This window comes from Amycolatopsis sp. FDAARGOS 1241 (genome assembly GCF_016889705.1).
Classification (GTDB): Bacteria; Actinomycetota; Actinomycetes; order Mycobacteriales; family Pseudonocardiaceae; genus Amycolatopsis.
The window spans coordinates 5495458-5508776 of the sequence record NZ_CP069526.1 but is presented as its reverse complement, the minus strand read 5'-3'; the positions used below and the strand labels follow the sequence as shown (position 1 = coordinate 5508776).

Genomic DNA, 13319 nt, shown 5'->3' with positions numbered 1-13319 from the left:
ACAAATCTACCGGTCGTTTGGTGGCTGAGCCTAGCAGCGCCCGCGCTCGCCACCAACTTCTGAGCTAGAGCCCGATCGACCGTCCGATGATCTCCTTCATGACCTCGGTGGTCCCCGCGTAGATCGTCTGGATCCGGCTGTCGGCCCACGCCCTCGCGATGGGGTTCTCGGCCAGGTACCCGTACCCGCCGTGCAGCTGCACCGCGCGGTCCACCACGCGCCGGCACAACTCGGTGGTCCACCACTTCGCCTGCGCCGCCTCGACCGCGTCCAGCTCACCCTGGCTGTGCGTCAGCAGCAACCGGTCGAGGTACACCTGCGCGATCTCCGTCTCGGTCTTCATCTCCGCCAGCGCGAACCGGGTGCGCTGGAACGCCCCGATCGGCTTGCCGAACGCCTCGCGCCGCTTCGCGTACTCGACACTCAGCTCGTACGCCCGCCTCGCCTGCGCGGTGGCCTGCACGGCGACGGCCAGCCGCTCCTGGCTCAGGTGGTTCATCATCAGGGAGAACCCACGGTTCTCCTCCTCGCCCAGCAGATTCGTGGCCGGCACGCGCACCTCGTCGAAGAACAACTCGGCCGTGTCCGCGGCGGGCTGCCCGATCTTCGCCAGCTTCGTCCCACGCCGAAACCCGTCGGCCCGAGCGTCGATCACCAGCAGCGAGATTCCCTTGCGCCCCAACGCCGGATCCGTCTTCACCGCCGCGATCACCAGATCGGCGTTGAGCGCGTTCGTGATGAACGTCTTGGTCCCACTGACCACGTACGCGTCGCCGTCCCGCACCGCCCGCGTGGTGATCCCGGCAACATCCGACCCCGCGCCGGGCTCCGTCATCGCCAGCGCCAGGATCGTCTCCCCGCTCACCACCCCGGGCAGCCACCTCTCGGCCTGCTCGGGCGTGCAATTGGCCAGCAGGTACGGCAACGCGATGTCCGCCTGCAACGACAACCCCAGCCCGGCGCTCAGGCAGTCCGCCGCCGCCAGCTCCTCGCTGAGGATCGCGTTGAACCGGAAGTCCCCGCACCCACCACCCCCGAACTCCTTCGGCGCGGCGACGCCGAGAATCCCGGCCTTCCCGGCCGCCGCGAACACCTCCCGGTCGACCCGGCCCGCCGCCTCCCACCTCTCGCGATGCGGCACCACCTCGGCCGCCACGAACCGCCGCACACGCTCCCGATACGCCTCGTGCTCACCCCCGAACCCCACCCGCTCCACGGCTCCCCCTCCTGCTGCCGAGTTGCGGCCGCCTCGACACACCCGTCCTCGGACGCCCCGGACGCCCGCCGACGCAAAATCTACCTGACGGTTGTTTGTTACGAAACTCCGCGGCTCTCGCCGCCCCAGCCGCACCGGCCACGCAGCCCGCCACCTTCGCCGCGAAAAGCCGGCCCGACCCACGGGAACCGGTGACTATGCGCAGCTCCTGGAACCGGTACCACCACCGCATCCAGGCACAGGTGCGGCTGCCCCTCGATCGCGCCGGCTAACCGGTCGAGCCGAGTGTCCGCCGGCCGCGCCCACCATGACGTCCAGGTAAAGCACGACCCACCCACGATCGACCGCCACGTGCGGCAGATCCACGTACCCCGCCCGCCACGGCCACCAAATCCCTCAGCCTCACCACGACGCACCCATCCACGGTCCGCATCGCTCAGCCGTCCCCACGCCGAGATCCAGCAGCACGAACCGCCGACTCACCCCGTCCGCCCCGGCCACGGCTCACACCGCGCCGGCAGTGGGAACCCGTTGCTCGTGCCCATCGCCATCCCGCTCGCCCGGCGATAGCTCCAGCCCCCGTGATCGCCGTCGCTCAGCCTTGACCCGCCGCTACCGCACGCCTGCGCTCCCGATCGCCCCGGGCAGCGCGCGCTCCGCCCCGTCCCTCCCCAGCCGACTGACCCCCGAACGTCGGCGCCGACTCGCGCCGGGGAGCCAGCGGTCGGTCGCGCACCGGCGCCCCTCGCAGCCCCCAACGACGCCGTCGCGCATACCCGCCACCCACCGCTCCCGCCGACGCCCGCAAGCGAGCGGCGACCCTTTGACCAGGCCTTTCCTTGTAGCAGAGCGTCGATACGCGAAACGGATGATCGTCCCATCCACCCCACGTTCACCACGTGACACCCCCCTGAAAACCACCCTTCGAGGGTCGTATACTCTCTTCATCAGCAAGTCCGAGTGGCGGAATGGCAGACGCGCTAGCTTGAGGTGCTAGTGCCCTTAACGGGCGTGGGGGTTCAAGTCCCCCCTCGGACACACACGTTACCCACACGGGGAGAGGCGGTCACGACGACCGCCTCTTTTTTGTTGTCGTAGACGACTTGCAGTCCGAGGTCCCGGTAGACCTGCATGATGCGGTCCGGATTCCGTGAGTTGAGGTGCCGTTCGACGTCACCGAGCGAGTCGAGCATCGCGTAAACCTCCGCCGGGTCGATCGTCTGCGCTTCTGGCAGGTGCTGAAGCTCTTCCTTCGCGGCTTGCCGCTCGGCCTGAGCGATGTTCATCGCGTCGACCAGGGCTGCCGGGTCAACCCCTGCTTCGATCGCCGCCTGGTGCCTGCGCAGCCGTGCTTCAGCGTCCTTAAGCCGTTTCTCCACGGCGTCCCGGCCCGTGCCTGGCTGGCCGCCCTGCGCCCCGACCAGCGCGGCCACCGTCTCGTCCCGGTTGGCCCGGTCGAAGACCTGACAAAGCCAATCGTTGATTGGCGGAGTCACGACGTCTTCTCGCAGATTCACCGTCTTCGGGTGGTCGGCGAGCGCCGCAGAGCCCGGCGCCAGTGTCCGCGCGATGCACCGGTAGTACACGCCTTTGCGAATCGCCGCGCCCTGCATCTTCCGCGTACAGATCTCGCAGCGCACCAACCCTTTTAGCAAGTAGGTGTGCGTGGTGGCGCTCCGGTCCCGGTCAAGCTTGGCAATGCCGCGCATACCGCCGGCCGCGCGGGACCGGCGCACCAGTTGCGCCTGCGTGAACGTCTCCACTGTGACAATCTCCGGGTGGGCGGGCCGGCGCGATCGAACGACGCGTTCGGGTTCCGCGCGGCGGAATCGCACGACGTGGCCTGCGCTCACGTCATCCGGGTTCAGCAAGGTTTCGTGCTTGGTCCAGCGGCCAAAGATCGCGTACCCGGTGTAGCGCGGATTCTCCAAAATGGATCGAACGGTGCTGCCCTGCCAGCCATCCGCGAGCCGGTGTCGGTTCTGATCGCGTCGACGTTCCGAAGGGCAGGGCACCCCATCCTCATTCAAGCCCTTCGCGATCGCGCGGTCGCCCACACCTTCCAGGTACTCGGCGAAGATCCGTCGGACGACGCCGGCCGCCTCATCGTCGATCGCCAGCACGCGCAGCCGGAACCCCTCTGCAGCCTTGCGCGGGTTCGGGTGCGGCCCGCCGTCTATTACGACGTACCCGTACGGCGCCCGGCCGCCCTGGTGCCGTCCTTCGTTCACCACCTGAGCGTCCATCGCTGCGCGAACGCGCGCTTGGACGTGCTGGCGCTCCGATTCGCTCATCCCGCCAAGCACGCTCATGAGCATCTTGTGCGATGGGTTCCGCGCGTCGTACTTCCCGCCGAGTTCAGGCACCCACAAGTCCACCCCGTACGCAGCGAACCGTGGCGCGATCAGCGAGAACTGGTTGCCGAACCAACACCGGGTTCCCTCGCCGACCACTACGGCATTCCACGTCCGTCGCGGGTTCTTCAGCTCGGCGAGCAGCTGAGCGGCTTCGGTGCGCCTGTCCCACGGCACCGAACGTGACTGCCCGATGTCGAAGAACTCGGCCACGACCCGTCCGCCCAGCGGCTCGACGAACTTCCGAGCGTTCCCGAACTGCCAGCCGCGAGAAGTCTCGGGGTCCTGGTTGTCCTCGGTAGAGCACCGGCCGTAGACCGCCAGCTCGCCGATCCCGTCGTCTACGGGGTCGACGACTTCCAGGCCAAGGATGTCGTCAAGCGTCGACCACGGGTCACTGCTGATTTCAGCCGTCACGGTCTACCTCCTCCGCCGGTCCGTCCAGTACCGGCACCTCGGCAAGCTCGATCAGGATGGCCAGCAAGCCGCGCGCGACAGCAGGCGTTAGCCTTGGCAATCCCGCAGGTAGGATAACTCGGATCGGTCGATCCTCGGAGTGATCGGCACTCATGGCTGATCTTCCTCCACGTCCGGCTCGCCGCCAGTGGCCGCACGCCTGATGGCACTCCTGATTTCAGCCATCAGGTATCCGCGCACCTGCCTAACCTCGCCGTCGTCTCCGGTCACCCGGTCCCGGGTCGGCCGGCATCCCAGATCAGTCATCTCCTGGGCGAACGTCCGCCGGTCCATCTCCAGCGCGTCGAGCAGTTCGGCCGTCGGCACGAAGTCCCGGCCGTCCTCGCTGAGATCGTCGCCCAGGTAGTCGACGATCGACGTGAGCAGCGCGGGCAGCTCAACCGCGTCAACGGGCTGACCTGCACTGATTGCCTTCACTGCCGCGGCGTGGTCGATCACTGGCATGGTGTCCTGCCCTGCTGCGTGTCCGGTCAGGGTCCCGGCCGCTTCGCGCAGCGCACGGCCTTGCTCGCAGATGGTCCGCCAGTCCTCGTTCGGCATGTAGTAGGTCCGGACCGTCATGGCCAGCACGTCGGCGCCGGCCGCGGTGTCGCCGTCCGGCCGCAGGATGCCGACGCCCTTGTGCGAGGGCAGCAGCCGCGAGGAGTCGAACCCTCGCGTGTTCATCTGCTCGCCGAGCACGATGTTCGAGTCGCGCCAGTCCATCACCCGCAAGGCGAACCGGGAGCCGAGCACCGCGCGCAGCCCGGACGGGATCGTCTTCGAATCCGGCCGCTGCGTCGCGAGCACGAGCACGATCCCCGCGGCCGGCCCCTTCTTCGCCGGCCATGTCAGCAGCTCACCGACGTACTCACCCGCGGGAAGCTTCTTTCCCTGCACGTCAACGGGTGTGCGGTCCTCCAAGGGAACCTGAACCTCATCGATGAAGATCGCTGTGATCGGCATGTTCAACGACTTGTCCCGGGACATCTCCGGCGTGACCTTCGACTCCGGGCAGGTGAGGTCGTCCAGGTCGCGCATCCGTCGGAACCGCGTCTGAACTTCGCCGACCAGTTCGATCAGCCAGTCCACCAGGGCCAGCACGTGTTCGGGTTCGTCGCCGGACATGAACCGGTGCGCCACCAAACCGGCCGCGTCCCAGTCCTTCCCCGCTTTGAAGTCTGCCACGTACAGCCGGACCCACGCGTCCAGGATGAGCCCGGCTGCGGCGAGCCGGGCGGAAAACGTCTTGCCCTGCCGCGGAATCGCGCCGACGAGCAGTGACGTCCACACCAGCGGAAGGTCGATCCGCCGATCCCGCGCGTCCCGTCCGAACGGGATAGGCCGCCACGCGTCCCACTGCGTCACGCCGAGCAGCGGCGTCCGCAACGGCGGTGATGCGTACGGGTCTTCATCAGCCACCCACATCGCCACCCGGCCGGCGTGCCCGCCGTTGCCGCGCACTCGCTCGACGATCAGCTGGACTTCGTCGACCGCGAGCGCCGACGCGAGTGCGTCCCGGTTCTTCACGACGTCGGCTGCCTTGCGCGTGGCGGGAAGGTCGATGGTGACCGCCCAGCCGTCACCGACGCGCGTCGCGCGCTCGACGAGCCGCAACGTCTCGTCCTTGCCGATCAGCTTCGCGTCCCGGAAGGCGTCCACCAGGACCTGCGGGTCCATCGTCCACGTGAGCGTCCGTGGCCCGGCGAGCGCCGGCTTACGCCCGGGACTGCCGTCCTTCCTGCGTCCGAGAACCGCGAGCGCTACCGACGCAGCGGCCCCGGCGATCCACAGTGGATCCTCCCCATACACGAGGTCGACGACGGCCACTGCAATGGCGACAACGACCGTAACGGCACCGCTGACCTTCCACCGGAACAACGTCAGCGCCCGGATTTCGATGAACTTGTCCGCCAGCTTTTCCGACTCCTCGGCGGCCGTCCGGTAATCCCGGACGGTTACCCACCCACGCCACCACCGCGCACCGACGACGACACCGCGTACAACCGCGCCGAGGAACCGCAACGGCGACAGCACCAGCCACACCACTGCATCCTTGAGCGCCTGCACCGCCTGCGGCTTGCTCTTGAGCCACAACGGCACGCGCGGCGCGTGCAACCACCACAACACGAAACGGTTCCGACGTCGCTCACGCCGACGTGGCTGCGGCAACGTGTCGTCGACCAGCTCGCCGTCGAGCACGGGATCGGCCTTGACCGGCAATGAGTCAGCCATTGGCCACCTCCGCGCGCAGCGCTCGCGCAAGCCGCGGTGACAGCCCGCGCGAACAGCCGGTCGCCCGCCGCACCCACGCCGGCGTGATCTCGACGGCCGGCGTCCAGCTCTCCCGGGCGATCGCGAGATAGTCGGCGAACAACACGCGTCGGCCGGCTTCCTCCTGCTGAACGGGCCGCCGTTCAGCAGCCACGAGCACGGCGTCGGTGAGCTTGTCGCGCAGATCGGTGATCGCTTCGACCGCGACGAACACGACCAGCGGCGGCACCGAGTGCAGCACGATCGACGCGGGCTCGCCGGCCGCGAACGACGTCCAAGTGTTCTGTGAGTGTGTCGATAGGCGGTTCCGGTCTGGTCCGCTAGCAGGATCGGTGCCGGTGTTCAGGAGTGACTCGCATGTGTTGTGACCGCGTCCGGCAGGACGTGTGTCTTGGTCATGACATGTCCTCCCGCTCACCGGCGCTGTCCTGTGCCACCTGTTGGCTTGATCAGAAGCTTGTCCGCGGCGGCGGCCGCGTGACTCCTCACAGAAGTGCCGCTCGGTGGTCGTTACCCAGGCCGGCGCCTTTCCCGAGTCCGACCATTGTGGAAGGGAACCGACTGTTCGATGACGAAGCTGGCCGATGTGATCGACGCAGTGGTGGGCGCGGACACCCACCGCGATACCCACACGCTGGAGATCACCACGGCGACTGGGGTGACTCTTTCGACGCTGACCGTGGCCAACACCGATGCCGGCGCTGCCCAGGCCCTGGCCTGGATCAACCAGAACGCGCCCGGTCCCCGGATCGCCGCCGCGGTCGAGGGCAGCCGCAGCTACGGTGTCGGCCTTGCCCGCGCCCTGAACGCCGCCGGTGTCCTGGTGCTGGAGATCGAGCAGCCACGCGGCCACGAGCGGCGCCGGGGCAAGTCCGACGCGATCGACGCTCACCTGGCCGCGATCCACGCTCTGCGCCTGGACACTGACAAGCTGCCCACCCCGCGCGCCGACGGGGACCGCGAAGCGCTGCGCATCCTGCTCACCGCCCGCCAGGAGCTGGGCGACACCCGCCGACGGAGCATCAATCAACTCCGCGCGCTGCTGATCACCGGCGACGACACCGACCGCGCCCTCAACCGGCCCAAACAATTCGCCGGCAAGCACCTCGACGCGATCATCAACCGTGCCCCTGCTCCCGGCGAGACCCGTGAGCAGACCGTCCGCCGGAGCGAGGCTGCACGCCTGGCCACCCGCATCCGCGACACCACCGCCGACCTGGCCGCGAACACCAGGGAGCTGACCACGATCGTCACCGAGATGGCCCCCGCGCTGGTCGCCAAGCTCGGCGTCGGCCCCGTCTCCGCAGCCCAGGCCATCGTGTCCTGGTCGCATCGAGGACGCTGCCGCAACGAGGCCGCGTTCGCCGCCTTGGCCGGAGCCAGCCCACTGGAGGCCAGCAGCGGACGCACCGCCCGGCATCGGCTCAACCGCGGCGGCGATCGAGCACTCAACTGCGCCCTGCACGCGATCGTTCTCACTCGCTGGCGCGCCTGCACCCGAACCCACGACTACATCGCTCGACGCCGCGCCCAGGGCAACAGCGACCGCGAAATCCGGCGCATGCTCAAGCGCTACGTCGCCCGCGAACTCTTCCGCACTCTCAACACCACGCCCACACTCGCCTGAACCACCCACACCACCAGCACACGAACGCCTTGACAAACATAGAAGCGTCATGGTGTATGTGGCCGCAAGGGTGAACCACTTCGCCCGCCGCACCCACGGACCCGTCCGGACCTGATATCGCGCGGTCACTTGCTCCGCGCGCAGGATCGCGAGTAGGACCAATGAAACCGTCGGGTCAAGCACCCACGCGGCCAGCCACGACAGCGAGCCCGGCCGGGTTCCGGCGGACGCGAAGCCCTGGACGTTGGTCATCGTGAACGCCAGTCCGAGCACGATCCCGGTCCAGCACATCCAATCGACCTGCCGCCTGACCCGCTCGATCCGCAGCGCGACGACGTCCGGATCGGTCTGGTAGGCGCGCACCTCCGCGGCTTCGGCCGCGTCCTGCGCGAGCCGTTGAGCACGGTTCATCGCCGACCGCCCCGCTTCCGCGTGTCGACGGCGGTCACGGTCATAGCGCGGGTCAGCGCGTACGACGCGAACAGCGCCGGCAGGCCGAGCACAGCGACCAGCAGCCACGGGCTACCCGGGTGCGCGATCACCACCCACTGGACGGCGACGATCAAGCCGGCGTTGAACAGCACCCGCCCGGCCAGCGACACGAGCCGCGCCCCGCTCCGAGCGGCTTCGGCGGCAGCCTTCGCCCGGCGGGCACCGGCCCGCCAGACCCAGAACAGCACGAGCAGCACGCCGACTCCGGCGAGGATCTGCGTGGGTGTCACGGTCAGTCCGTTCATCGCTCACCCCGATCGATCCGCTCGCCGCGCCGCAGCCAGTGCGGGTGCAGCGCGCGCCGGTCGTCGTCGGTCATCGCGCCCCAGACGCCGACCGTCTCGGCGCCGGCTGTCCGAAGCTCCAGTTCAAGACACTCGTCCTGGACCGGGCAGCCACCGCACAAGCGCTTGGCGAACTCCCGATCGTCACGAGCGTCTGGCGGCCCGCCCGCCGCCGGGGTCATGCAGGCTCCATCGCTGGTCACGATGGTGGTCAGGACATCGGTGGGCACCCATCGCAAGCGATCCAGCCGCCACGCGATGCCGATCAGCTGGAGGTCGTCCATGCCGCACCTCCGTCCTGAAGCGCCTTGGCCAGCTCGGCGGAGGAGACCCGCAGGCCGGTCCGGCATCGGGTGGCGCGCAGGGCGCCGGTCCGGATCGCCCGGCTGACCGTGTTGCGGGAGACACCGAGAATCCACGCGGACTCGGGAATGGTGTGAAAGGTCGTTTTGGTGTTCATGAGAGAACCATTCTGTTGATTTCAAGACTATGTTGTTTATTTCAGCTCTAATGTGGACGTGTTTGTCCGCGCGCCGCGGCAACACGCACCCGCGGCGCTAATGAACGGTTGAAAAGCCGCTAATCTCGGCGCTGAGGCGGAGCGCGGAGGAATACGTGACGGAGGACTGGGCGGCGGTCGCGAAGGCGATCGACATGCGCGTGCGGGAACTGGGCTGGCGGCAACGCGAGCTGGCCGAGCGGTCGCACGTGTCGCAAGCGACCGTGCGCGAGCTTCAGCACCATGTCGTCGAGCGGCGCCGCAGTGCCCGGACGCTCGAAGCGCTGTCGACGACGCTGGGCTGGCACCCGCGGCATCTGCTGGCCGTGCTGCAGAACCGCACGCCGCCGCACCCGGACGAGCCGGCCGACGACGGCCACGAGCTCGCGTCCCGATTGGACGCGCTTGAACAGCGGCTGGCCGAGATCACAGACCGGCTCGAAGATGTTCAAACGAGCCTGGCAACCGTGGTCGAGCACATCCGGCCGAAGCGTTAGCGAGGTCTTTTCCATGCCTTCAATTCAAGGCTGGAACGGCCTCGCAACCCATGCACAAGCACCGCAGCATCACCGCGCAACCACCGCAGATCACCGACATTCGGGAGCGTTATGAATCCGGCCGGGGGATGGACGGGACGCACGGCGACGGCATTGCAGTCGGCATTGCGGCTGAGTCAAGAGCGCTTCGCCGAACGCCTGGGAATCAGCGCGCGCACGGTGGGGTCGTGGCACAAGAAACCGGATCTTCGACCGCAGTCAGACATGCAACAGGTCTTGGACACGGCGTTGGCGCAGGCGTCGGACGCCGAGCGCGACCGGTTCGGCGCGTTGACCCGCGACGCGCCGGCCAGCGCCTCGACGGCCGCGTCGAGCGAAGCTGACGAACGCCTGGACGCCGACCCTCACATCGGCGCCGCATTGGAGTGGCTCGACCGTCACGCGCACTGGACGCCGGGTACCGCGCGTCGCGCTGTTGCCGATCGTCTCGCCCGCATCGACGCCCAAGAGCTTCAAGACCGTGGGACGCGGCGTGGTTGGGTCAGCCAACGCGACGTCGCGGCCGCGCTGACCACTTACTACGGCAGCCGGCTCGGCGATCACGGCCTGTACACCGCGCAATGCGGTGATCTCGCCATGAACACCAGCGTTCTGACCTGCGCAGACTGGCTCGACCTGGATTGCGAGCTGCGTCCGCCGTATGACCAGTTCCGGGTTCCGAGCGCGCAGCCGGAAGCCGACCTCGACCTTGAGGACCACGCCGCCGATCGCGCCGTTCAGCGACTCGCCGAGACGCTGTCCATGAACACCCGGCTCACGGACAGTCCGATCTACCGGCTCACGAGCACGGACATCCGTGAACACCAGCTTCGCGGCACGTTCGGCGGGTCCCAGTTCGTGCACTACGCGCTGACGGCCGACCTTCTCGAAGGTGAACTGGTCGACGCGGTGGCCGCGGGCTCGACGGCGATGCCGCTCAGGGACCGTTACCTGCCGGACCTCCGCTCGGTGCTCGACGTCGGCGAGCGGCTCTGCGCGGGCGGCGTCCTTGCGCTGACGGCGATCGCCCGGCCCGCCGACCTGTACCGCGGAGACGCCGACTACTTGCTACTGGTCCAAGAGCGGTCCGGCAACGTGCTAAACGCCGCGCGTCGACTCGCGGTGATCCCGAAGGGCTTCCACCAGCCGCTGACCGACGTCCGCCGCGACGCGCAGGTGGGCATGACACTTCGCCGTGAGATGGAAGAAGAGCTGTTCGGCCGGCCCGACATCGACAACACCCTGGGCGAGATGCTGGCGGCCGACCCACTGCACCCAACCAAGCTCACCGAGCCGATGAGCTGGCTCATGGCGCAGCCCGGCCGGCTGCGGATGGAGTGCACGGGGTTCGGCCTGAACCTCGTCAGCGGAAACTACGAGTTCGCCAGCCTGATCGTCATCGACGACGAAGAGTTTTGGGCACACTACGGGGGAGTGGTCGAAGCAAACTGGGAATCCGCAACTCTTCGTCAGTATTCGACTACCGACGACGAGCTCGTCACCGAGTTGCTGGGTGATGTAGCGTGGAGCAACAAAGGATTGTTCGCCATGTCGCAAGGGCTCAGGCGCCTTGCGGAAATCGGCGGCGAGCGCGTGAAACTACCCGCGATCGAATGGGAGATCAGCCAGTGACTGACGGTTGGACCGCCGGCAACGCCAACGAAGATGCGGCGGACACACGCGGCTGGCTGGTCGGCCACTTCATCGATCCGTCGCAGGGTGTTCGAGCGTCGAAGGACGTGGAAGTCAAGTGGGCCAACCATCCTGCGGGCGACAAGCGCCCCGAGTGGACTTCCGACGACCAGCGAACGACGCTGGTGATGCTTGTCTCAGGCGAGTTCCGAGTGGAAGTCACCGGCGGTAGTAAGGTCATGAACCGCCCAGGTGATTACCTCATGTGGGGCCCCGGAATCGACCATTCCTGGGAAGCATTGGCGGATTCGGTTGTCTTGACGGTCCGCTGGCCGTCAGCGACCTAATTCGACCGCGGGAATCCTCACCCGCTCACCGCCGATCTCGGAGAGTCGACGCAGGCCCTGGAGAAATGCGAACAATCCCTCATTACTCCAGGTTTCGTCACCGATCAGTTCGGTGATCAGGCCTCCGTCGAGCGTCGAGTACTGCCGCAGCCCGGCGGCCTCCCAGTTCGCTTCGACGTCACCGCCGAACCGCGGCCAGAACTCCTCATCTTCGATCACGACCAGGCTGGCGAACTCGTAGTTCCCGCTGACCAGGTTGAACCCGAACCCGGTGCACTCCATCCGCAACCGGCCGGACTGTTCGGTCAACCACCGCATCGGCGCCGAGAGCCGGGCCGGGTGCATGGGATCGGCGGCCCGCTGGACGCCGGTTGTCCGGTCGACGTCGCCCCTGCCGAACAGCTCTTCTTCCAGCTCGCGGCGCAGCGTGGCGCCGATCCGCGCGTCGGCGCGTTGATCGGCGAGCGGCCCGTGGAAGCTCTTCGGGATGACGGCCAGCCTGCGAGCCGCGTTCACCACGTGCCGCGAGCGCTCCTGCACCAGCAGGAGGTAGTCCGCTTTACCGCGGAACGGATCGGCGGGCCGTGCGATCGCCGTCAACGCGAGCACGCCACCAGCGCAAAGCCGTCCCGGAAGGTCGAGCACGGCCTGAAGATCCGGCAGGTACCGGTCCCGGAGCGGCATCCGACCCGGTTGTACCGCGCGGCTATCGTGTAGCTCCCGTTCGAGAAGATCCATGCTCAGGGCGTACTCGACGAACGGCACCACCTGGACGTCGCCGCCGACCATTTCCGGTCGGATCTGCACGTCCGTGAGCCGATACAGCGGCACGTCCGCGATGCGCACGTCGTCGGCCGCGGCTTCGGCCAGCCGCCGAACCGCCCCGACTTCGTCGACCGGCTCACGTGCCGCACTCTCGTTGGCAGACAACACAATCCGGTCGTTCTCGGCCGTCAACGGGCAAGCAAGGTCCAGCCAGTCCGGCCGGGTCAGGACACTGGTCGCGACCTCAACCTGTCCGCAGCGCGCGGCATACAGCACATGCCCGGGAACCGAGTCGCCGTAATAGTTCGCCAAGGCGGCTGCAACACGACTCCGACTGGCCGACACGTCGGAATGCGGCTTCACCGGCGCGGCGGTTGCCACGCGTCCGTGTGCAGTACCGGGAGACCACCCCGCGTGCCGATCCAGCCAGCCGAATGCAGGCTCAAGCGCCGAGCCAAGCTCCACCGTCCCATCCAGCGTCCGCAGGCCGATCAGCTCGCGCAGCTCGTCCGCGGTGCGGCCGAGAACCTTGGCCAGCTTCGGCCACTGGTACGGCAGGGGCGCGTAGTCGCCGGCTTCCCACCGGATGACCGTCGAGCGGTCGACGCACATCACCTCGGCAAGGTTCTCCTGAGTCAGCCCGGCCGCCTTACGCGCTGAAACAAGCTTCTCGCGCCGCCGAACGCTGACCACTCGACCACCTCACCCCGATAGACGCCGATCACAGCGTAGCAGCCGTCATTGCAGGTAGTTGCTCCGAATGCCACATCCCCGCCGCGAAACATCAACGTTTCCGCTCTGGGTCACGCCCGCCTCTCCGGATTGGATGATTTCAAC

Annotated in this window: 11 protein-coding genes, 1 tRNA gene and 2 pseudogenes; 5 read left to right on the top strand and 9 right to left on the bottom strand. The window is 67.8% G+C overall.

What is annotated here, in order from left to right; all coding sequences use genetic code 11:
* Positions 1 to 64 precede the first annotated feature (64 nt).
* A complete protein-coding gene (locus tag I6J71_RS27075) occupies positions 65 to 1216 on the bottom strand; it encodes an acyl-CoA dehydrogenase family protein (RefSeq protein WP_204089421.1) in 1152 nt (383 codons plus the stop codon).
* A gap of 954 nt (positions 1217 to 2170) precedes the next feature.
* On the opposite strand from I6J71_RS27075, the gene I6J71_RS27070 reads away from it, so the two are divergent.
* A tRNA-Leu gene (locus I6J71_RS27070) sits at positions 2171 to 2254 on the top strand.
* Here the strand turns inward: I6J71_RS27070 and I6J71_RS27065 are convergent.
* The 3 genes and pseudogenes from I6J71_RS27065 to I6J71_RS27055 all read right to left on the bottom strand — a co-directional run.
* On the bottom strand, positions 2236 to 3987 hold the full coding sequence (locus tag I6J71_RS27065; protein WP_204089420.1) for a recombinase family protein: 1752 nt from the start codon (positions 3985 to 3987) through the stop codon (positions 2236 to 2238). The genes I6J71_RS27070 and I6J71_RS27065 overlap by 19 nt on opposite strands.
* Before the next feature lie 150 nt (positions 3988 to 4137).
* Positions 4138 to 6261: a cell division protein FtsK gene (locus I6J71_RS27060; RefSeq protein WP_204089419.1), complete on the bottom strand. Its 2124-nt coding sequence runs from the start codon at positions 6259 to 6261 to the stop codon at positions 4138 to 4140.
* Positions 6254 to 6598, bottom strand: a pseudogene (locus tag I6J71_RS27055) (hypothetical protein); the annotation flags it as partial. The gene I6J71_RS27060 and the pseudogene I6J71_RS27055, both read right to left, overlap by 8 nt.
* 270 nt (positions 6599 to 6868) lie before the next feature.
* Here I6J71_RS27055 and I6J71_RS27050 point away from each other — a divergent pair.
* Complete coding sequence (locus tag I6J71_RS27050; RefSeq protein ID WP_204089418.1) at positions 6869 to 7927, top strand: transposase; 1059 nt, start codon at positions 6869 to 6871, stop codon at positions 7925 to 7927.
* A 48-nt stretch (positions 7928 to 7975) separates the two neighbouring features.
* Here I6J71_RS27050 and I6J71_RS48965 read toward each other — a convergent pair.
* The 4 genes and pseudogenes from I6J71_RS48965 to I6J71_RS27035 all read right to left on the bottom strand — a co-directional run.
* Positions 7976 to 8338 (bottom strand): annotated as a pseudogene (locus tag I6J71_RS48965) (hypothetical protein); the annotation flags it as partial.
* Positions 8335 to 8664, bottom strand: a complete 330-nt coding sequence (locus I6J71_RS27045; protein ID WP_204089417.1) for a hypothetical protein — start codon at positions 8662 to 8664, stop codon at positions 8335 to 8337. The gene I6J71_RS27045 and the pseudogene I6J71_RS48965, both read right to left, overlap by 4 nt.
* Positions 8661 to 8987 carry a WhiB family transcriptional regulator gene (locus I6J71_RS27040; protein ID WP_204089416.1) on the bottom strand — a complete coding sequence of 109 codons (327 nt, stop codon included), beginning with the start codon at positions 8985 to 8987 and terminating at the stop codon, positions 8661 to 8663. Before I6J71_RS27040 ends, I6J71_RS27045 begins: the two co-directional genes overlap by 4 nt.
* Positions 8969 to 9163, bottom strand: a complete 195-nt coding sequence (locus I6J71_RS27035; protein ID WP_204089415.1) for a helix-turn-helix domain-containing protein — start codon at positions 9161 to 9163, stop codon at positions 8969 to 8971. Before I6J71_RS27035 ends, I6J71_RS27040 begins: the two co-directional genes overlap by 19 nt.
* A 155-nt stretch (positions 9164 to 9318) precedes the next feature.
* Between I6J71_RS27035 and I6J71_RS27030 the strand changes: the two genes are divergently transcribed.
* The 3 genes from I6J71_RS27030 to I6J71_RS27020 all read left to right on the top strand — a co-directional run bounded on the left by I6J71_RS27030 (position 9319) and on the right by I6J71_RS27020 (position 11717).
* A complete protein-coding gene (locus I6J71_RS27030; protein ID WP_204089414.1) occupies positions 9319 to 9699 on the top strand; it encodes a helix-turn-helix domain-containing protein in 381 nt (126 codons plus the stop codon).
* A gap of 111 nt (positions 9700 to 9810) precedes the next feature.
* Positions 9811 to 11370: a transcriptional regulator gene (locus tag I6J71_RS27025; protein WP_239153933.1), complete on the top strand. Its 1560-nt coding sequence runs from the start codon at positions 9811 to 9813 to the stop codon at positions 11368 to 11370.
* Complete coding sequence (locus tag I6J71_RS27020; protein ID WP_204089413.1) at positions 11367 to 11717, top strand: cupin domain-containing protein; 351 nt, start codon at positions 11367 to 11369, stop codon at positions 11715 to 11717. Before I6J71_RS27025 ends, I6J71_RS27020 begins: the two co-directional genes overlap by 4 nt.
* On the opposite strand, the gene I6J71_RS27015 is transcribed toward I6J71_RS27020, so the two are convergent.
* Entirely contained in the window at positions 11706 to 13175 is a 1470-nt protein-coding gene (locus I6J71_RS27015; RefSeq protein WP_204089412.1) for a helix-turn-helix transcriptional regulator, read from the bottom strand. The genes I6J71_RS27020 and I6J71_RS27015 overlap by 12 nt on opposite strands.
* Between the last annotated feature and the right edge of the window lie 144 nt (positions 13176 to 13319).

Excerpts from the sequence above, each read along its gene's own strand:
- I6J71_RS27060 (WP_204089419.1), bottom strand. The coding sequence starts at position 6,261 with ATGGCTGACTCATTGCCGGTCAAGGCCGATCCCGTGCTCGACGGCGAG.
- I6J71_RS27050 (WP_204089418.1), top strand. The coding sequence starts at position 6,869 with ATGACGAAGCTGGCCGATGTGATCGACGCAGTGGTGGGCGCGGACACC.
- I6J71_RS27045 (WP_204089417.1), bottom strand. The coding sequence starts at position 8,664 with ATGAACGGACTGACCGTGACACCCACGCAGATCCTCGCCGGAGTCGGC.
- I6J71_RS27040 (WP_204089416.1), bottom strand. The coding sequence starts at position 8,987 with ATGGACGACCTCCAGCTGATCGGCATCGCGTGGCGGCTGGATCGCTTG.
- I6J71_RS27035 (WP_204089415.1), bottom strand. The coding sequence starts at position 9,163 with ATGAACACCAAAACGACCTTTCACACCATTCCCGAGTCCGCGTGGATT.
- I6J71_RS27025 (WP_239153933.1), top strand. The coding sequence starts at position 9,811 with ATGAATCCGGCCGGGGGATGGACGGGACGCACGGCGACGGCATTGCAG.